Here is an 18,988-nt window from a genome sequence, read left to right on the forward strand (position 1 = left end):
TTTTGCGGGGTATTCGGCGGTTATGGCCACGCCCAAAAACCGCCGCAATGAGACCGAGCAGGAACGTCGCGACCGGCAGCTCATGGAGCTGTTGCAGGGATTCCGGGTGGCGGTGACGGGCGTGCAGGTCCTGTTCGCCTTCCTGCTGACGCTGCCGTTCGCCACGCGCTTCCACACCGTGGACGACACCGGGCGGGTGCTGTTCTACATCGCCCTGTTCGGGGCCGCGGTCGCGTCGATCTGCTTCATCGCCCCGGCGATCCAGCACCGCATCCTGTTCCAGGCCGGGCAGAAACCGCTGCTGATCCGCCGTGCCAACCGGTTCGGGATCGCGGCGGCGCTGGCCCTGGCGATCTCGATCACGGCGGCGACCACGCTGATCGTGCAGACGCTCACCGACGGCTGGGCGACGGTCGCGACGGCGGCGGTCGTGGGGCTGCTGGCGTCCTGGGCCTGGTTCGTGCAGCCGCTGCTGACCCGCCGGGCCGTCGACCGCGCGGGCCACCCCGACGACGACGGCGACGGGCGCGAGGGCCGGGAGACCGAGCGGGAGGCCGAGCGCGAGGACGAGCGGGCCGACGAGGCCGAGGCCGTCCAGCATCCGCTGAGCCGCGGGGGCGCGGACGTCCGCTGACGCGTGAAAGCCCGCGGGACCGGGAGGTCCCGCGGGCTTTCGGGTCGGCTCCTAGTAGGACTTACCGAAGATCACGCGCTTGCCGTAGGCGGAGGGCCGGCCGCACTTGACGCACACGCCGCTCTCCTCGGGGGCCTCGGCCGGGATGACCCGGGGCGTGGCGGCGGTGTCGGCCTTGATCTCGTCCTCGCACTCGGCGCGCCCGCAGTGGAACGCCTTCGCCCAGCCGCCCGACACCTGCCCGGCGAACGCGTCCCAGGAGTCGGTCTCGGCGGTGTTGTCCTCGCGGAACGCCTCGGCGCGGGCCAGCAGGAACGACTGGAAGTCGGCCAGGATGCCCGGCAGCAGCTCCGGCACCTTCTCCAGCGGGATCTGCTCCTTGCCCTGGCCCTCGACCGTGGGCAGGCGGCGGGCCAGGGTGGCCACGCCGTTCTCGACGTCGCGCATGCCGAGTTCGATGCGGACCGGCACGCCCCGCATCTCCCACTCGTTGAACTTGTAGCCGGGGGTCAGGTTGGGGCGCTTGTCGTCCACGTGGACGCGGATGCCCATGGCCTTGATCGCCGCGCCCAGCTTGCGGGCCTCGGCGGCGGCCTGCTCGCCCTGCTCCTTGCGGCCGATCGGGACGATCACGACCTGGTGGGGGGCCAGCCGCGGCGGCAGCACCAGGCCCTTGTCGTCGCCGTGCGTCATGATCACGCCGCCGATCATGCGGGTGCTCATGCCCCAGGACGTGGTGTGGGCGAGCTGGAGCCTGCCGTCCTCGTCCTGGTACTGGATCTCGAACGCCTTGGCGAAGTTGGTGCCCAGGTAGTGCGACGTCCCGGCCTGCAGGGCGCGGCCGTCGCGCATCATGCCCTCGATGGTGTAGGTGCGGACCGCGCCGGCGAACCGCTCGCCGGGGGTCTTCTCCCCGTGCACGACCGGCATCGCGGCCAGCTCGCGGGCCACCCCCGCGTAGGCGTCCAGCGCCCACAGGGTCTCGCGCATCGCGTCGTCCTCGTCGATGTGCGCGGTGTGCCCCTCCTGCCACAGGAACTCGGTGGTGCGCAGGAACATGCGGGGCCGCATCTCCCAGCGGACCACGTTGGCCCACTGGTTGAGCAGCAGCGGCAGGTCGCGGTGCGACTCGATCCACTTGGCCATGTACTCGCCGATGACCGTCTCCGACGTCGGCCGCACGACCAGGGGCTCCTCCAGCTCCTTGCCGCCCGCCACGGTCACCACGGCCAGCTCCGGCGAGAAGCCCTCGACGTGCTCGGCCTCGCGCCTGAGGTAGGACTCGGGGATGAACATCGGGAAGCAGGCGTTGTCATGGCCCGCGTCCTTGATCCGCCGGTCGAGGTCGGCCTGGAGCAGCTCCCAGACCCGGTACCCGTACGGTCGGATGACCATGGTCCCGCGGACCGGGCCGCGGTCGACCAGCTTGGCCTGGACGACCAGCTCGTTGTACCAGGCTGAGAAATCTTCGCTCTGCGGCGTCACACCTTCACGACTCACGCTGACGAGGGTACTAACTGAGCCGACCCGGCTATAACGCAATACCTGTTCGGTGCCGGTGTTGTTATCGTCCGCGAACGCGCTGGTCCCGACTTCACGCGCCTACTCCCCGTGACGGCCCGCGTGGCCGGGGCCAGTCCGGGCCGCTTCCGGCCCCGCCCGCTAGCGCCCCAGGTGGGCGCCGCCGTTGATGTGGAGCGTCTGGCCGGTGATGTGGCCCGCCTCCGGGGAGGCCAGGAACGCGACCAGCGCGGCGACCTCGGCGGGCGTCCCGGCGCGGCCGTTGGCGGTCTGGTCGATGTTCCAGCGGCGGCGCTCCTCGGTGAGGGTGTCGCCGAAGAACTCGGTGTCCTCGATGAGGCCGGGGGCGACCACGTTGGCGGTCACGCCCCGGGCGCCCAGCTCGGCCGCCAGCCCGGCGGTCCAGGCGACGACGCCCGCCTTGGCCGCGCCGTAGGCCCCGGGGCCGCGGGCGCCCGCGATCGAGCCCACGGTGATCACGCGGGCGCCGTCGGCCAGGCGCGGGGTGAGCGCGGTGGTGACCAGGACGGCGCTGAGCAGGTTGGCCTCCAGGTTGGCCAGCCAGGCGTCCCGGACCCCGGCCAGGCCGTCCGGGGCGGGGCGGCTCCGGTCGGTGTTGCCGCCGGCGTTGTTGACCAGGACGTCCACGCGTCCGGGCAGGGCGGGCAGGGCCGCCTCGATCCGGGCCGGGTCGGTGGCGTCGAAGGCGACCGCGCGGACGCCGAGGGCGGCGGCGGTCTCCGCCAGCACGCCCTCGCGCCGCCCGGTGATCACCACGTCGAGCCCGGCGTCCGCGAGGAGCGCCGCGACCGCCCGTCCGATCCCCGTGCCGCCTCCGGTCACCACGGCCGTGCGGGTCATGTCCCCTCCTTGATGTTTAGGTCTAAACTTCTCTGTACGCTAGGCCGGGTGAACGAGGAACGCAAACCCGACGCCGTCGACGAGATCCAGCGCGCCTGGGCGCGGGAGCGGCCGGGCACGCCGGTGCAGTCGATCGGGATCATCACGCGGGTGTGGCGCTCGGCGAAGCTGCTGGGCGACGAGCGAAGGCGCACGCTCGCGCGGCTCGGGATCGACACGGCCACCCTGGACCTGCTGTCCACGCTGCGCCGCGCCGGCCCGCCCTACGCGATGACGCCGGGCGAGCTGCGCCGGGCGGGCATGGTGACGGCCGGGGCCGTCTCCCAGCGCGTCGCGCGCGCCGAGGACGCCGGGCTGGTGGCCACCGAACGCGGGCCGCGCGGGCGCACCGCGGCGGTCCGGCTGACCGGCGCCGGGCACCGGCTGATCGAGGAGTCCGTGGACGAGCTGCTCGCCCACGAGGACTCCCTGCTGGACCACCTGTCCGCCGAGGAGCGCGCGCGGCTGACCGAGCTGCTGCGCGCGCTGCTGGACGGGCTGGTCGAACGGCTGGACGCCGACCCGCGTCCGGGCCAGGTCGGCGACGCCTGACCGGCGGTCAGAAGTAGGTGGGGTAAAGGTTCCCGGTGGGCCAGCTCTTCACGGCGTTGGCGGTCTGGTGCAGCAGGCCGTCGATGGCGCCGAAGCTCGGGGCGTTGCCCTCTTGGCGCCGGTTGAACAGCACCGCCCAGGTCAGACCGTCGAAACGGCGGACCAGCAGGGTGCTGGTGCCCGGCTGGCTGCCGTCGTGCCAGGTGTTGAGGCCGCCCTTGACCGGGCGGACCATCCAGCCCGCGCCGAAGTAGTAGCCGTCGGCGTTGACGCCGGTGGCGGGCTTGGCGAACGCCCGGCCGACCGAGGCCGCGTTCAGCACGCTCGTGCCGCCGTCGTAGATCCCGGCGAACCGCACCAGGTCCACGGCCGTGGACAGCCAGCCGCCCTGGGAGTCGTGGGTCTCCAGGCTGAACCCGCCGTAGGGGAAGGGGACCTTCCGGCCCGAGCCGTCGAGGACCGTCGGGGTGGTGTGGATGGAGTCGTAGGTGACCTCGCCGGGCGCGCGGGTGAGGGAGCGGCCGAGCCTCATGCGGGTGATGCCGCGCGGGGCCAGCACCGTTCGCTGCACGTAGGTCGCGTACGACTGGCCGGTGACCTTCTCGATGATCCGGCCGAGCAGCAGGAAGCCGTAGTTGCAGTAGACGGGCTTCGTGCCGGGCGCGTGGTTCAGCTTGCGGGCCGAGGCGTAGCGCATGATGTGCGCGTGCTTGATCGGCAACGGCACGTTGAGGGCCTTGGCGATCTCCAGATCGCGCCACGTCACGTCGGGCGTCAGGCTCTTGTCCCAGCCACCAAGGTGCTGGAGCAGGTGCAGCACGGTGACGTTCGCCAGGCGCGGGTCGGCGGCGGTGGACAGCCCGAGCAGCTTCGCCACGCGGTCGGTGAGCCTCAGCTTCCCGTCCTGGACCAGGCGCAGCACGGCGGTCGCGGTGATCGGCTTGGAGACGCTGGCGATCCGGAACAGCGAGGTCGGCTGGACGGCGAACGCGGCGTCGGGGCTGTAGGAGTAGCCGCGCGCCAGCAGCAGCCTGCCCTTGCGGACGACGGCGAGCTGGCCCGCGCTGACGCCGCGCTCGGTCATGAACCTCTTCATCGTGGCGTCGAAGCCCCCCAGCCCCGCCAGGGCCCTGCCGGTGACCTTCCAGGCGGGGGCCGCGGCGGCGGCGCCGGCGGAGGCGGCCCGCTGCTCGGCGGAGCAGGCGGAGAGCACGGCTCCGGCCCCGGCCATCCCGGCGAACTTCCCGAAATCGCGGCGGTTCAGGGCATGCTCGGTCATCACTGCTCCAGGGGGACGGATCGGTCGATGATCATCCGCACCCTAGCCCATCCCGGTGGCCGTCCGGCGAAATTCGGTTGTCCGGCGTCCCGGGCCCGCCGAGACTTGGAGGTCGGACCGGAGGAGGGGACCCGTGGGCCACGTCGAGGTGGGGCATGTCGGCCACACGCTGCCGGACGGGCGGATCCTGCTGGACGACGTGTCGTTCCGGGTCGGCGACGGCGTGACGGCCGCGCTGGTCGGGCCGAACGGCGCGGGCAAGACCACGCTGCTGCGGTTGGTCTCCGGGGACCTGGCGCCGCAGGAGGGCACCGTCGCGCACAGCGGCGGGCTCGGGGTGATGCGGCAGTTCGTGGGGAACGTGCGCGACGCGTCCAGCGTGCACGACCTGCTGCTGACCACCGCTCCCCCGCGGGTGCGCGAGGCCGCCGCCGCGCTGGAGGCCGCCGAGCTGGCCATGATGGAGCGCGACGACGAGCCCACCCAGATGCGTTACGCCACCGCGCTGGCCGGGTGGGGCGACGCCGGGGGCTACGAGGCCGAGGTGCTGTGGGACGCGTGCTGCGTGGCCGCGCTCGGCGTCCCCTACGAGCGGTGCCGGTGGCGCGAGGTGCGGACGCTGTCGGGCGGCGAGCAGAAGCGCCTGGTCCTGGAGGCGCTGCTGCGCGGCCCCGACGAGGTGCTGCTGCTCGACGAGCCCGACAACTACCTGGACGTCCCCGGCAAGGAGTGGCTGGAGGAGCGCCTGCGCGAGACGCCCAAGACCGTGCTGCTGGTCTCCCACGACCGCGCGCTGCTGGACCGGGCCGCCGACCGGATCATCACCGTGGAGGCCGGGCGGGTCTGGGTGCACGGCGACGGGTTCGCCTCCTACGCGCAGGCCCGCCGCGACCGCAACGAGCGCCTGGAGGAGCTGCGGCGGCGCTGGGACGAGGAGCGCGCCAAGCTCAGGCAGCTCGTCCTGACGCTGAAGAACAAGGCGTCCTACAACGACGGCCTCGCCTCGCGCTACCAGGCCGCCCAGACGCGGCTGCGCAAGTTCGAGGAGGCCGGGCCGCCGGAGGTGCCGCCGCGCGACCAGAGCCTCAAGATGCGGCTGCGCGGCGGGCGCACCGGCAAACGCGCCGTGATCTGCGAGGGCCTGGAGCTGACCGGGCTGATGCGGCCGTTCGGCACCGAGATCTGGTACGGCGAGCGGGTCGCCGTGCTGGGCTCCAACGGCTCGGGCAAGTCGCACTTCCTGCGGCTGCTGGCGGGACTGGCCGAGAGGCCGCCGCGCGGGGCCTCCCCCGTCGAGCCGGTCGCGCACTCGGGCGTGGCGCGGCTGGGGGCGCGGGTCGTGCCGGGGCTGTTCGCGCAGACGCACGCGCGGCCCGACCTGGCGGGGCGCACGCCCTGCGAGATCGTCATGACCGAGCACGCGCGGCTGCGCAACGACGCCATGAACGCCCTGGCCCGCTACGAGCTGCAACTGAGCGCCGAGCAGCCGTTCGAGACGCTGTCGGGCGGGCAGCAGGCGCGGTTGCAGATCCTGCTGCTGGAGCTGGGCGGGGCGACGCTGCTGCTACTGGACGAGCCGACCGACAACCTGGACCTGGCCAGCGCCGAGGCGTTGCAGGAGGGCCTGGAGTCCTACCAGGGCACGGTGCTGGCGGTCACGCACGACCGGTGGTTCGCGCGGTCGTTCGACCGGTTCCTGGTGTTCGGGTCGGACGGGGCGGTGTACGAGTCGGCCGAGCCGGTGTGGGACGAGAAGCGGGTCGTCCGCGGGCGCTGACCCCGCGGGGGCCGCTCAGGATCCCGGCTTCTCCGGCAGCGTCAGGTCGAACTCCACCCGCACGTCGTCGGCCAGCCTCAGCGCGCCGAAGAACGCCGAGAACGGCTTGATCCCCCACCGGGTCTGCCGCACCGTCGCCGCCCCGGTCACCCGGTCCCCGGTGAGCTCGGCGGTCACGGTCAGCGGCTCGGTGCGGCCGAGGACCGTCAGCCCGCCGGTCAGCTCGTGCTCGGCGACACCGGTGGTCCGGTAGACGACCGTCGGGTGCCGGTCCGCCTGGAGGACCTTGCGCAGGTTCCGCGTGATCTCCGCGCGGTCCTGGTCGGACAGCGGCAGCACCCCGCCGGTCCCCTCGCGGACCTCGATCCCGCCGACCTCCACGACGACCTCGACGGCCGGGGCCTGCCCGTCGTCGGTGACCGTGGCGCGCCAGCGGGTCGCCTCCAGCGTCAGGTCGTGGCCCGCGCGGCGGCCCAGCCCGCTGCGTCCCGTCCGAAGAGTCAGCCGTCCGTGCTCCGGTCCGATCTCGTACTCGCGCGTCGCCATGGTTCCCAGGGTTGGGGAACGCGCGCGCCTACGCAACCGGGACGGCGCGCCGGCCGTCCCGGCGTTCGCGCGGGACCGGTGTGGAGCCGGGCGGGAGCGCGGGCGTCAGCGGGCGCGGGCGCCCTCGCGGAGACGCTCGGGGTCGACCTCGCGGCCGGGGTAGCGGCGCAGGTACTCGGCCTCCAGCTGGGCCGTGCGGCGGGTGTGCTCGGCGTAGGCCTGGTCGGAGGCGTGGCGCAGGGCCTCCAGGCGGGTGTCGTACAGATGGCCGAGCTCGCGGAAGAGGTCGTCCTCGCCAAGGGCGCTGGGATCGATCCCCATGGTCATGCCGTCCCCCTCGATGGTGGCGCGCGGGTCCGTGATGGCGTACCCACGACCCGTACCCGGTCGGTTCCGGGTCAACCCGGTCGGTGGCGGCGGGGGCTTGCGGAGTCCGGTTTCGCCAACCTAGCGTTTGCTCATGACCGAGACGCTGGGGCCGCTGGTCGGCCATGTCCACTCCGACGACCTTCCCTGGGTCGACGCCGGGCCGGTGGGGTTGCAGGTCCTCCGGGTCTCCGCCGACACGTGGGTGGTCCGCAACCGGTTCCGGGCGGGCTTCCAGCTCCCCAAGCACAAGCACACGGGAGGGGTGCACGCCTACACGTTCTCGGGCCGCTGGCAGTACGCCGAGTACGGGATCGACTATGTGGGCGGGACGTTCATCTACGAACCGCCCGGCAGCATCCACACGCTGACGATCCTTGAGGACAGCGACATCCTCTTCGTCATCGAGGGCGCGTTCATCGAGTTCGCCCCCGACGGGTCGATCAGCGGCGTCACCGACGGCGAGTCCACCCTGAACGCCTACTACGCGCTCTGCGACGCCGCCGGGATACCCCGCCCCGAGGGCATCCTCCAGTGAACGTCCCCGAGGGCTTCCCCGACGGGTCCTTCCGGGACGGGCATCCGGCCGGCCTGTACGCGCGCCTCCTGTCCGCCCGGGCTCCGCTGCGGCATCCGGAGCTGCCGCTGTGGGTGGTCGCGCCGTACGCGCTCGTCCACGAGGCCGCCGCCGACCCGGCCGCCTACCGGTCCGGGGACGGGATCCTGATCGACGAGATCGGGCGCTCCTACGACGCGCCGCCGACGATCATGCACACCGACCCGCCGGACCACACGCGGTACCGGGGGCTGGTCGCGCCCGCGTTCCGGCCCTCGGCGATGCGGCGGATCGAGGGGGAGGTCCGGGACCGCGTGCGGGCCCTGCTCGCTCCCCTGCTCGCCTCCCCGGGCGGCGCGTTCGACGCCGTCGAGCGGCTCGCGGTGCCCCTGCCCCTCCAGGTGATCTGCCTGCTGCTGGGGATCCCCGAGGACGACTGGCCGCGCTTCTTCCGCTGGTCGGAGGCGATCGTGCCGGGGGCCGCGCCGGAGCTGGACGAGCGGGAGCGCGACGCGCTGCGGGTCGAGTGCGGGACGTACCTGGTCCGCACCGCGCACGAGCGGCGGGCCGCGCCGCGCGACGACGTGGTCTCGCGGCTGGCGCTGGCGGAGGTGGACGGGGACCGGCTCAGCGACCTGGAGCTGGTCATGTTCCTGATCCAGCTGCTGGTGGCGGGCAACGAGACCACGCGGCACGCCCTGTCGGGCGGGCTGCGGGCGTTCGCCGACCACCCCGGGCAGTGGGACGCGCTGCGGGCGGGCGCGGACCTCGGCCCGGCCGTGGAGGAGATCCTGCGGTGGACCTCGCCGGTCGTGTACTTCCTGCGGACGGCCGCGCGGGACGGGGAGCTGGGCGGGACGAGGATCGCCGAGGGCGAGCGCGTCATGCTGCTCTACGGGGCCGCCAACCGCGACCCCGAGGCGTTCGGCGCGGACGCCGGGCGGTTCGACGCGGCCCGCGCGCCCGCCGCGCCGGGGCTGGCGTTCGGGTTCGGGCCGCACTTCTGCCTGGGGGCGGCGCTCGCCCGCATGGAGATCCGGATCCTGCTGGAGGAGCTGCTCCCCCGCGTGGGACGGATCCGCCCGGCGGGCGAGCCCGTCCACAACGGCTCCCCGGTCGTGACCGGGCTGCGGCGCTGCCCGCTGGCGCTGGAGCCCGCCTGACCCGGCCTAACGCGGCGGGTTCCGGGGGCAGAACACCTTCAGCGCCCCCGGCCGCTTCCCGAAGCGCACCGCCGGGGCCGTGGAGTCGACCTCGCCGTCGCGGGCCAGCCGCAGCCCGCCGTCCGCGGCGACCAGCTCCAGGACGCCGTCCTCCCAGTGCTTGTAGCCGGGGGTCAGGTGGAGGTGCCCGACCAGCACCGCCGCCAGCGCCCGGACGCGGGGCACCCGGCGCCCGGCGGTGACCATGCGGATGTCGAGCCGCCCGTCGTCCAGGTGCTCGCGCCAGGTGGGGGCGGGGCCGCGGGAGCCGTAGCCGCAGTTGCCCACGAACGCCAGCCACACGTGCCGCCGCCGCCCGTTCACGTCCATCTCCGCCGGTTCGGAGTGGCGGAAGGTGCGCCAGGCCGCGACGGCGAGGGCGGGCCACTTGCCGAGGCGGCCCTCCAGGCGCTCGCGGCGGTCCACGAGCTCGGTGTAGGCGCCGAAGCTGGCGGTGTTGAGGAAGACCGAGTCGATCTCGGCGGGATCCCCCGGGCGCGTGCCCGCCGGGGTGACGAACGCCACATCGACGCGGCCCAGGCAGCCGCCGCGGTAGGCGGCGACCGCGTCGGCGGCGGTCTCCATGCCGAGGGCGCGGGCGAAGTGGTCGAACGTCCCGCCGGGGATCGGCAGCAGCGGGACGTCGTGGCGCAGCGCCGCCTGCGCGCCCGCGTTGACGGTGCCGTCGCCGCCGACCACGGCCAGCACCTCGGCGCGGGCCGCCGCCTCCTCCATCACCTTGGCGAGGTCGTCGCCCGGGTCGTAGCGGACGATCTCGGCGGCGGGCAGGTCGCGGCCCAGCAGGTGGACGGCCGCCTCGGCGGGGCCGGGCAGCAGCGAGGGGCGGTCGCCGGCGTTCTCGCCGGAGGCGGTGTTGACGACGGCGACCACGCCCGCGCCGTCGCCGTTGATCGCGACGTCCTCGGTGACGGTGCGGGTGACGTGCGCGACCGGCGGGCGGGCGGGCCACACCAGGCGGGTGCCGACGGCGGTGAGCGCGCCGATGCCGAGCCCGGCCAGCACGTCGCCGGGGTAGTGCGCGCCGGTGTAGATGCGGGCGAACGCGACGGCGGCGGCGGTCGCGGCCACCGGGACGGCCACCGCGCGGGGCGCCTCCATCGCCACCCCCATGGCGAACGCGGCGGCCGACGCCGAGTGCCCGGAGGGGAACGCGTGCGAGGTCGGCAGCTTCCAGCGGATCCGGATCGGCGGCACCAGGTCCACGACCGGACGCTTGCGGCGGAAGGCCTGCTTGCCGACGGTGTTGACGACCGGGCTGGCGACCGCGATGGCGATCGAGCCGCGCAGCGCGGCGCGGCGCAGGCTGGCGCGGCGGGTGAGCGCCATCACCCCGGCGGAGGTGAACCACAGCACCCCGTGGTCGGCCGCCCGCGACACCCGGGGCAGCACGTACTCCAGGCCCGGCAGGTGCGCGGCGGCGACCCGGTCGAACGCCCACCGGTCGAGGCGGCCCAGCCGGCGCAGCAGCGTCCTTCCGGGGGCGGGCTCGGCCGCGGGGGCGACCGGCCGGGAGGGGGGCGGGGTGATCCAGGCGCTCACGGCGTCGGCCACGACACGCGCGGGCAGCGGCCGCCGACGGTGGTTGGCATGCATGTCGGGGGTATCCCCAGGGACAAGGACATGATTCCGATGATCTCGAATCAGGGGTCACATGCGGGCGAACGTCCCTCACATCAGGCGGACTGCAATAGGCTTCCCGGCATGAGTCACCCGGAACGGCTCAGCTCCGCGGGTGGCGACCCGGCCGGCACGATCACGGAGCCTCCTCGCAGCAACGGGATGGGCAGTGTGTCGCTGGCCGAGTTCGCCGCGCGTCATGGGCTGACGAGGAGCGCGGCACGCCCCCGGCTGCGCGCGTACGTCCAGGAGCTGTGGCAGCGCAGGACGTTCATCTGGAACTTCGCCTCGGCGAAGACCGCGGCGACCTACAGCGGGTCGCGCCTGGGTCAGGTCTGGCAGGTCCTGACCCCGCTGCTCAACGCGGGTGTCTACTTCCTGATCTTCGGTCTGCTGCTGAGCCAGAGCAAGGGGATCGAGAACTACACGGCGTTCCTGATCACCGGGGTGTTCGTCTTCACCTTCTCCCAGCGGTCGCTGACGGCGGGGGCGAAGTCGGTCTCCAACAACCTGTCGCTGATCAGGGCGCTGCACTTCCCGCGCGCCGCGCTGCCCTTCGCCTACGTGATCATGGAGTTGCAGCAGCTGCTGATCTCCATGATCGTGCTGGCCGTGGTGGTCGTGGCGACCGGGGAGATGCCGACCTGGCACTGGCTGCTGCTGTTCCCCGCGCTGGCGCTGCAACTGCTGTTCAACGTCGGCATCAGCCTGGCGATCGCGCGGGTGGGGGCGTTCACGCGCGACATCCAGCAGCTGCTGCCGTTCATCACCCGGACCTGGCTCTACGTGTCGGGCGTGTTCTTCCTGGTCGCCGACAAGGTGAAGGCGCTGGAGGAGCGCGGCCACGGCTGGCTGGGACACATCCTGGAGGCCAACCCCGGGGCCGTGTTCATCGAGCTGGTCCGTGACTCGATCATGCACGAGAGCTACCGCGCCACCCTGGCCAAGGCGGGCGCCGCCCAGCCGACGATGCTGTGGGTCTACGCGGTGGTGTGGGCGCTGGTCGCGTTCGTCGGCGGCTTCTGGTACTTCTACCGCGCCGAGGAGAGGTATGGCCGTGGCTAAGGCGCTCAAGGAGAAGGTCCCGTTGGCGACCGCGCAGCCCGAGGTGGTCATCGACCCCGACCGCGAGCCGATCGTGGTCGTGGACGGCCTGCACATCGTCTACCGCGTCTACAGCGGCGGCGGGAACAAGGGCAACGCCGTGTCGGCGCTGATGCGCATCGTCAAGCGGCAGAACCGGCCGCAGATGAAGGAGGTGCACGCCGTCAAGGGCGTGTCCTTCGTCGCCTACCGGGGCGACGCCATCGGCGTGATCGGCACCAACGGCTCGGGCAAGTCGACCCTGCTGAAGGCGATCGCGGGGCTGCTGCCGGCCGCCAAGGGCGCGGTCTACACCGACGGTCAACCGTCGCTGCTGGGCGTCAACGCGGCGCTGATGCGGGACCTGACCGGCTCGCGCAACATCATCCTCGGCTGCCTGGCGATGGGCCTGTCGCCGGAGGAGACCAAGGCCAAGTACGAAGAGATCGTGAAGTTCGCGGACCTGAAGCCGGGGTTCATCGACTACCCGATGAGCACCTACTCGTCCGGCATGGGCGCGCGGCTGCGGTTCGCGATCGCGGCGGCCCGCACCCACGACGTGCTGCTGATCGACGAGGCGCTGGCCACCGGCGACGCCAAGTTCAAGCGGCGCAGCCGCGCCAAGATCAACGAGCTGCGCAAGGACGCGGGCGCGGTGTTCCTGGTCGCGCACAACCTCGACGTCATCGAGGAGACCTGCAACCGGGTCATCTGGCTGGACGACGGCCGGATCAAGATGGACGGGGACCCCACCGAGGTCCTCAAGGCCTACACCGACGCCACCGGAAAGTGACGTCGAGGCACCGGGCGGTCACCGTCCGGTGAGAACGCAGGGCGCCGTCTCCCGCTCGGGACACGGCGCCTTCTGGCAAGTCACGGCCATCGGGTGACTCCTGGCGCCCCTGCGGCACAAGGGGCCATAGTGACAGAGAGTCACCCGTTCGCCTCTGGATGTGGCGCGCTCGCCGACCTACCGTCGAAACAGATCCTTCGGCGGTGAGGGGGCGACCCTGATGACGGACCGGCTGAGCAGACGCGGCTTCCTGGCCTCCACGGCGGTCGCGCTGGGAACCGCGGGACTGGCGGGCTGCGCGAGCGAGACCAGCGGGCCGCAGGCCCGCGGGCAGGGCGACGCGCCCAAGGAGGTCTTCACCGCCCCGTCGCGGAAGCTGGGCGGCTCGCTGACGATCCTGATGTGGAGCCACTTCGTGCCCCGGCACGACAAGTGGTTCGACAGGTTCGCCGCCGACTGGGGCAAACGGGTCGGGGTGAACGTCCGCGTCGACCACATCAACACCGTGGACGTGCCGCGCCGCGCCGCCTCGGAGATCCAGGCCCGGCAGGGGCACGACCTGATCCAGCACATCGCGCCGTTCTCGCAGTACGAGCCCGCCGTGCTGGACATGAACGACGTCGTCCAGGAGGCGTCGCGGCGCTGGGGCCAGCAGATCGAGCTGTGCCGCAGGTCCAGCTACAACCCCAACACCCGGCGGTTCTACTGCTTCTGCCCCGGCTGGTCGCCCGACCCCGGCAACTACCGCCGGTCGATGTGGCAGCAGGCGGGGCTGCCCAACGGGCCGAGCTCGTGGGAGGAACTGCTGACCGGCGCGACGGAGATCAAGCGGCGGACCGGGGTGCCGTGCGGGATCGGCCTGTCGCCCGAGACCGACTCCAACATGGCGGCGCGGGCGCTGCTGTGGTCGTTCGGGGCCTCCGAGCAGGACGCCGCCGAGAAGGTCGTGATCAACTCGCCGGAGGCGGTCGCGGCCGTGGAGTACATGACCCGGCTGTGGAAGCAGGCCGAGACCAGCGAGGTGTTCTCCTGGGTCCCGGCCTCCAACAACCAGGCGCTCATCGCCGGGAAGTCCTCCTACATCCTCAACTCGATCTCGGCGTGGCGCACCGCGATGGGCACCAACCCGAAGATCGGCGACGACGTCTTCTTCGTCCCGGCGCTGCGCGGCCCGAAGGCGGCGCTGGCGGCCCAGCACGTCATCCAGCAGTGGATCGTGCCGAAGCACGCGGCCAACCCGGACGCCGCCAAGGAGTTCCTGCTGCACTACACGGCGAACTTCCCGTCGGTGACCTACCAGTCGGAGCTGTACGACCTCCCGGGGTGGCCGTCGCTGGTCCCCCAGCTCAACGGGTGGCTGGACAACGACCCGTTCGGCGCGAAACCGCCGAACAAGCTGGCGCTGCTGAAGAACGCCGCGTCGTGGAGCGCCAACATCGGGTACCCGGGCCCGTCGAACCCGGCCATCGGGGAGATCTTCTCGACGAACGTGCTGCCGACGATGTTCGGGCGGGCGGCGCGCGGCCAGGTCAGCGCCAGGCAGGCGGTCGCCGACGCCGAGCGGCAGATGAACGCGATCTTCAAGAACTGGCGGGACCGCAAGCTGGTCGGGGGCTGAGGCCATGAAGACCGTCGAGGTCAGGAAGCTGGTGAAGACGTTCGACGGGCACCTGCGGCGGACCCGCCGGGGCGGCGGCGACGTCGTGCGCGCGCTGGACGGGGTGAACCTGGCCGCCGAGCCCGGCGAGTACCTGGTGCTGCTCGGCCCGTCGGGCTGCGGGAAGACGACGCTGCTGCGCACGATCGCGGGGCTGGAGCACCCCACCGAGGGCGAGGTGCTGATCGACGGGCAGGTCGTCAACGGGCTGCCGCCGCGCGTCCGGCAGATCGCGATGGTGTTCCAGTCCTACGCGCTGTACCCGAACAAGACCGTCCGGGACAACATCGTGTTCCCGCTGCGGGCGGAGAAGGTCCCCAGGGAGACGCGGGAGAGCAAGACCCGATGGGCGGCCGAGCTGCTGGGGATCGGGCCGCTGCTGGACCGCAAGCCCCGGCAGCTCTCGGGCGGGGAGCGCCAGCGGGTGGCGCTCGCGCGGGCGCTGGTGCGGGACCCGGCGGTGTTCCTGCTGGACGAGCCGCTGTCGAACCTGGACGCCAAGATGCGCGCGACCGCGCGCGACGAGCTGAAACGCTTCCAGGAGCAGGTCGGCACCACCACGATCTACGTGACGCACGACCAGGCCGAGGCCATGGGGCTCGGCGACCGGATCGCCGTGCTGGAGAAGGGCCGGGTGCGGCAGGTCGGCACGCCGGTGGAGGTGTACGACGACCCGGCCGACACGTTCGTGGCGACGTTCATCGGGTCGCCGCCGATGAACCTGGTCCGGCGGGACGACCGGCTGGTCGGGTTCCGGCCCGAGCACCTGCTGCCGGTCGAGAACGTCCCCCACGACGTGCGCGTCACCATGGACCTGCGCGTGGAGCGGATGGAGTACCTGTCGGGCGACCGGCACGTGTACGGGACCGTCACCGGCCTCGGCGAGGACACCCGGGTCATCGCGCGGCTGCCCGCCACGATCACCACGCCGATCCGGGCCGGGGAGGCGCACGGGTTCGCGGTCGCGGCCGACCGGCTGCGGTTCTTCGACGCCGAGGCGGGGACGCGGGCCCCGGCCGTCCCGATCGGGAAGCCATGACGGCGCGGCGGCGCGAGGGGGCGCCCCGCGCGGGCCTCGCCGACCGCGAGGGCTTCCTGGCGTGGGCGATGCTGCTGCCGTCGGTGGTCTACATCGTCGCGCTGGTGGGGGTGCCGTTCCTGCTGGCGGTGGCGTTCGCGTTCTCGGACGTGACGACCGGCGACCCGTCCTACGACTTCGTGGGCCTGCGCAACTTCACGGCGATCTTCGACGACGGGGTGTTCTGGCGCTCGCTCGGCAACACCCTCCTGTTCACCGTCGCCTCCATGGTCCTCATCGTGGTCTTCGGCAAGATCCTGGCCAACATCCTGGTCGCCGACTTCCGGGGCAAGTGGCTGGTGCGCTTCCTCGTGCTGCTGCCCTGGACGACCCCGGTCGCGCTGTCCACGATCTCCTGGCTGTGGTTCCTGGACTCGATCTACTCCCCCGTCGACTGGGTGCTGCGCCGCCTCGGCCTCATCGAGGGCAACGTGGTGTGGCTCGGCGACCCCGGCACCGCGATGCTGTCGGTCGTCCTGGTCCAGACCTGGCGGCTCACCCCGCTCGCCGCCGTGATCGTCATGGCCGGGCTGGTGGCGATCCCCCGCGACCTGGACGAGGCGGCGCGGATCGACGGGGCCGGGTTCTGGCGGCGGATGCTGGAGGTGACGATCCCGCTGACCCTGCCGGTGATCGCGGTGGCGGCGCTGTTCGGGGCGATCATGACGTTCACCGACATGACCGTGTCCTACGTGCTGACCCGCGGCGGCCCCACCCACGCCACCGACGTGCTCGCCTCCTGGGCCTACTTCCGGGGGATCGAGGGCGGCGACGTGGGCCAGGGCGCGGCGATCGCGCTGTTCCTGTTCCCGATCCTGCTGGCCGGGGCGATCGCGATCCTCCGCGCCGTCCGGCGGTTGGAGGCGCAATGAGCGAGACCGAGGCGCTGCGGCGGCGGTACGCGCGGCGGCACGTCGCGGCGCGCGTCGGGGTGTACGGGGCGGCGGTCCTCGCGGCCCTGGTCTGCGCGCTGCCGTTCCTGTGGAGCCTGGTCAGCGCGTTCAAGCAGAACCGCGACCTGTACAACCCCGAGAGCAACCCGTTCGCGTTCAACGAGCCCGCGACGCCCGACCACGTGCGGTTCCTGCTCACCGACACGCCGTTCCTGACGTTCGTGGCCAACACCCTGCTGGTCGGCGCGGCCGTCGTGGCGCTCACCCTGCTGATGTCGCTGCCCGCCGCCTACTCCCTGGCGCGCCTGAACCGGCCGTGGGGCACCCCGATGGGCATCGCGATCTTCCTGGTGTACCTGGTGCCGCCGTCGCTGCTGTTCCTGTCCCTGACCCGCGTGGTGGTGTCCCTGGGCCTGGAGGACACCCTCTGGTCGATGATCGTGGTCTATCCGACGATCACCGTTCCGGTCTCGGTGTGGCTCCTGATCGGCTTCCTGAAGGCGGTCCCCAAGGACGTCGAGGAGCAGGCGATGGTGGACGGCCACAGCCGGCTGGGGGCGTTCGCCCGCGCCGTCCTGCCGCTGGTCTTCCCGGGGATCGTCGCGGTGGTGGTGTTCACCTTCACCCTCACCGCCAGCGAGTTCGTGTACGCGCTGGCGTTCGTGTCGTCGAGCCCGAAGATGGTCGTCAGCACGGGCGTGCCGACCCAGCTGATCCGGGGCGACGTGTTCTTCTGGCAGTCCCTCCAGGCCGCCGCCGTCGTCACGGCGATGCCGATCGCGTTCCTGTTCAACCTTTTCCTGGACCGCTTCGTGACGGGGTTCACCATGGGGGCGGTGAAGACCTGACCCCCTGATAGGTATGGGTGTGACACCGAACGTTCGACGAGGAGGCCGTCATGCCCGGCAAGCCGCCGATCCCGTACGAGTACCTGCCCGAGGTGCCGTCGTTCACGCTGACCAGCGACGACGTCGCCGACGGCGAGCGCCTGCCGGAGCGGCACGTGTTCGACGACTGGGGCTTCAGCGGCGGGAACCTCTCCCCGCACCTGGCCTGGTCCGGGTTCCCGGCCGAGACCCGGAGCTTCGCGGTGACCTGCTACGACCCGGACGCCCCGACCGGCAGCGGGTTCTGGCACTGGGTGCTGTTCGACGTCCCGGCCGACGTCACCGAGCTGCCGACCGGCGCCGGCGCCGAGGACGCCAAGATCGGCGTCCACGCGCGGTCGGACTACGGGATCAAGGCGTTCGGCGGCGCGGCCCCGCCACCCGGCGACCCGCACCGCTACGTGTTCGCCGTGCACGCGCTGGACGTGGAGTCGCTCGGGCTGGACTCCGACACGATGCCCGCCGTGGTGGGCTTCAACATCACCGCGCACACCCTGGCCCGCGCGACCCTCGTCCCGGTTTACGGCTCCTGATCAGGGCCGTTTCCGGTCGGCTCGTACTCGCGAGCCGACCGGAACGCCCGGCGGGGGCGCGGGGCCTCGGCGAGGATGGCGTCATGGCGTTCCCCCTGATGCCCTTCTACGACGCGATCAACGTGGTCGCCTACGACGACCTCGATCCCGACGCCGTCGTCCGCGACCGGGAGCTCGGCGAACGCATCCGCGAGTACGGCAAGATCTGCCCCGCCGGATCGCCCGACTTCGCGCTGGCCGTGCAGCGCGGCGCCGAGTGGCGCATCATCCACACCGGGGCGTGCGAGCCGGCCAGCGCCCGCTACGGCCTGGCCGCCCACCTGCGCCGCGGCTCCGACCGGGAGCACGATCCGGCCCTGGTCCGCGCGATGCTCCGGGTCGCCGACCGGCTGGACCCCCAGGACGGCGAGCAGGTCCCCAAGGACGAGTGGGAGATCGGCGACCGGCGGTACCGGGTGATCCGCATCGAGAGGTTCACCCTGATCAACAAGTCGGGGATGGAGCCGCCGCGCGCCAGCGACGTGGAGCCGCCCAAGGAGCGGCACCTGCTGGAGGGCCACCTGATCGACCCGTTGGCCCCGACGGGCCAGTGGGAGGCCCAGCTCCGCCTGAACCTGGTCACCTACCTGCCGCCGGCGGGCGGCGTCCCGCCGCAGATCGCGCTGGAGGCCCGGCACGCGGTCCGGTCGCACCCGGCGGTGGTGCTGCTGCCGCCGGAGTACACGATCGTGGAGATCAGGGACGGCGGGCGTTCGTGGGAACCGTTCGGCGGCGGCCACGGCCCGCTCCACGCGCGCGACTGGCTGGCGGCCTACTTCAGCGAGCTGCTGCCGAGGCTGCGCGAGTTCCAGGGCTCCCCCGGGACGGAGGAGGAGCAGGCGTCCTGGCGGCGGGCGGCGGACCACGTACGGGAGATGCCGGGCCCGGACTTCCCGGTGGCGGGGCGCCACTTCCGCACGGTGCGGGTATCGCGAATGCTGCGCCTGAGCACCGACGGCCCGGAACCCCCACGCCCCTCGGACCAGGAGCGGTACGGCTACGTTCCCCCCACATGAACCCACTCGAACAAACTTTCACAAACGCAGCGCGATCA

At 72.5% G+C, this 18,988-nt stretch carries 19 protein-coding genes; 13 read left to right on the forward strand and 6 right to left on the reverse strand.

The genetic code is table 11. From position 1 onward, the window contains the following. The first annotated feature begins 22 nt into the window (after nt 1–22). The gene (locus HNR61_RS41205; protein WP_182848574.1) at nt 23–634 is read left to right on the forward strand and encodes a DUF6328 family protein; all 612 of its coding nucleotides are present in this window, start codon (nt 23–25) and stop codon (nt 632–634) included. Nucleotides 635–685: 51 nt separating this feature from the next. Here the strand turns inward: HNR61_RS41205 and proS are convergent, their stop codons facing one another. Further along, nucleotides 686–2,134 (reverse strand): proline--tRNA ligase, encoded by a 1,449-nt coding sequence (gene proS, locus HNR61_RS41210; RefSeq protein ID WP_312898341.1) that lies wholly within the window; start codon nt 2,132–2,134, stop codon nt 686–688. 162 nt (nt 2,135–2,296) lie between these two features. Continuing rightward, nucleotides 2,297–3,016 carry an SDR family NAD(P)-dependent oxidoreductase gene (locus tag HNR61_RS41215; RefSeq protein ID WP_182848575.1) on the reverse strand — a complete coding sequence of 240 codons (720 nt, stop codon included), beginning with the start codon at nt 3,014–3,016 and terminating at the stop codon, nt 2,297–2,299. A gap of 48 nt (nt 3,017–3,064) precedes the next feature. Here HNR61_RS41215 and HNR61_RS41220 point away from each other — a divergent pair, with 48 nt between their 5' ends. Further along, a complete protein-coding gene (locus tag HNR61_RS41220; protein ID WP_312898342.1) occupies nt 3,065–3,607 on the forward strand; it encodes a MarR family winged helix-turn-helix transcriptional regulator in 543 nt (180 codons plus the stop codon). A gap of 7 nt (nt 3,608–3,614) precedes the next feature. Here HNR61_RS41220 and HNR61_RS41225 read toward each other — a convergent pair whose 3' ends face one another. Further along, nucleotides 3,615–4,886 (reverse strand): serine hydrolase domain-containing protein, encoded by a 1,272-nt coding sequence (locus tag HNR61_RS41225; protein WP_182848576.1) that lies wholly within the window; start codon nt 4,884–4,886, stop codon nt 3,615–3,617. 133 nt (nt 4,887–5,019) lie between these two features. Here HNR61_RS41225 and HNR61_RS41230 point away from each other — a divergent pair, with 133 nt between their 5' ends. After that, a complete protein-coding gene (locus HNR61_RS41230) occupies nt 5,020–6,663 on the forward strand; it encodes an ABC-F family ATP-binding cassette domain-containing protein (protein WP_182848577.1) in 1,644 nt (547 codons plus the stop codon). Nucleotides 6,664–6,678: 15 nt separating this feature from the next. Here HNR61_RS41230 and HNR61_RS41235 read toward each other — a convergent pair whose 3' ends face one another. Both HNR61_RS41235 and HNR61_RS41240 read right to left on the reverse strand, forming a co-directional pair. Further along, nucleotides 6,679–7,209 (reverse strand): YceI family protein, encoded by a 531-nt coding sequence (locus tag HNR61_RS41235; RefSeq protein ID WP_182848578.1) that lies wholly within the window; start codon nt 7,207–7,209, stop codon nt 6,679–6,681. A gap of 105 nt (nt 7,210–7,314) precedes the next feature. After that, nucleotides 7,315–7,536, reverse strand: coding sequence for a DUF6158 family protein (locus HNR61_RS41240; RefSeq protein ID WP_067822485.1), 222 nt, complete (start codon nt 7,534–7,536; stop codon nt 7,315–7,317). A 133-nt stretch (nt 7,537–7,669) separates the two neighbouring features. Between HNR61_RS41240 and HNR61_RS41245 the strand changes: the two genes are divergently transcribed. Both HNR61_RS41245 and HNR61_RS50295 read left to right on the forward strand, forming a co-directional pair. Beyond that, on the forward strand, nt 7,670–8,113 hold the full coding sequence (locus HNR61_RS41245; protein ID WP_182848579.1) for a 2,4'-dihydroxyacetophenone dioxygenase family protein: 444 nt from the start codon (nt 7,670–7,672) through the stop codon (nt 8,111–8,113). Continuing rightward, nucleotides 8,110–9,294, forward strand: coding sequence for a cytochrome P450 (locus HNR61_RS50295; protein WP_182848580.1), 1,185 nt, complete (start codon nt 8,110–8,112; stop codon nt 9,292–9,294). Before HNR61_RS41245 ends, HNR61_RS50295 begins: the two co-directional genes overlap by 4 nt. A 6-nt stretch (nt 9,295–9,300) precedes the next feature. Here HNR61_RS50295 and HNR61_RS41255 read toward each other — a convergent pair whose 3' ends face one another. Further along, nucleotides 9,301–10,947, reverse strand: a complete 1,647-nt coding sequence (locus HNR61_RS41255) for a bifunctional phosphatase PAP2/diacylglycerol kinase family protein (RefSeq protein WP_182848581.1) — start codon at nt 10,945–10,947, stop codon at nt 9,301–9,303. 108 nt (nt 10,948–11,055) lie between these two features. Between HNR61_RS41255 and HNR61_RS41260 the strand changes: the two genes are divergently transcribed. From HNR61_RS41260 to HNR61_RS41295, 8 genes are all read left to right on the forward strand, one after another. Next, the gene (locus HNR61_RS41260) at nt 11,056–12,036 is read left to right on the forward strand and encodes an ABC transporter permease (RefSeq protein ID WP_182848582.1); all 981 of its coding nucleotides are present in this window, start codon (nt 11,056–11,058) and stop codon (nt 12,034–12,036) included. Further along, on the forward strand, nt 12,023–12,847 hold the full coding sequence (locus tag HNR61_RS41265) for an ABC transporter ATP-binding protein (RefSeq protein WP_182848583.1): 825 nt from the start codon (nt 12,023–12,025) through the stop codon (nt 12,845–12,847). The genes HNR61_RS41260 and HNR61_RS41265 overlap by 14 nt, the downstream gene beginning before the upstream one ends. A gap of 220 nt (nt 12,848–13,067) precedes the next feature. Beyond that, the gene (locus HNR61_RS41270) at nt 13,068–14,465 is read left to right on the forward strand and encodes an ABC transporter substrate-binding protein (protein ID WP_182848584.1); all 1,398 of its coding nucleotides are present in this window, start codon (nt 13,068–13,070) and stop codon (nt 14,463–14,465) included. A gap of 4 nt (nt 14,466–14,469) precedes the next feature. After that, on the forward strand, nt 14,470–15,543 hold the full coding sequence (locus HNR61_RS41275) for an ABC transporter ATP-binding protein (RefSeq protein WP_182848585.1): 1,074 nt from the start codon (nt 14,470–14,472) through the stop codon (nt 15,541–15,543). After that, the gene (locus tag HNR61_RS41280) at nt 15,540–16,454 is read left to right on the forward strand and encodes a carbohydrate ABC transporter permease (protein WP_220510415.1); all 915 of its coding nucleotides are present in this window, start codon (nt 15,540–15,542) and stop codon (nt 16,452–16,454) included. The genes HNR61_RS41275 and HNR61_RS41280 overlap by 4 nt, the downstream gene beginning before the upstream one ends. Continuing rightward, nucleotides 16,451–17,323 carry a carbohydrate ABC transporter permease gene (locus tag HNR61_RS41285; RefSeq protein WP_182848586.1) on the forward strand — a complete coding sequence of 291 codons (873 nt, stop codon included), beginning with the start codon at nt 16,451–16,453 and terminating at the stop codon, nt 17,321–17,323. The genes HNR61_RS41280 and HNR61_RS41285 overlap by 4 nt, the downstream gene beginning before the upstream one ends. 50 nt (nt 17,324–17,373) lie before the next feature. Then, nucleotides 17,374–17,895 carry a YbhB/YbcL family Raf kinase inhibitor-like protein gene (locus tag HNR61_RS41290; protein WP_182848587.1) on the forward strand — a complete coding sequence of 174 codons (522 nt, stop codon included), beginning with the start codon at nt 17,374–17,376 and terminating at the stop codon, nt 17,893–17,895. A gap of 83 nt (nt 17,896–17,978) precedes the next feature. Further along, nucleotides 17,979–18,950 (forward strand): DUF5954 family protein, encoded by a 972-nt coding sequence (locus HNR61_RS41295; RefSeq protein WP_182848588.1) that lies wholly within the window; start codon nt 17,979–17,981, stop codon nt 18,948–18,950. Nucleotides 18,951–18,988 lie beyond the last annotated feature (38 nt).

Origin of the sequence: Actinomadura kijaniata (assembly GCF_014138665.1) — a bacterium.
Classification (GTDB): Bacteria; Actinomycetota; Actinomycetes; order Streptosporangiales; family Streptosporangiaceae; genus Spirillospora; species Spirillospora kijaniata.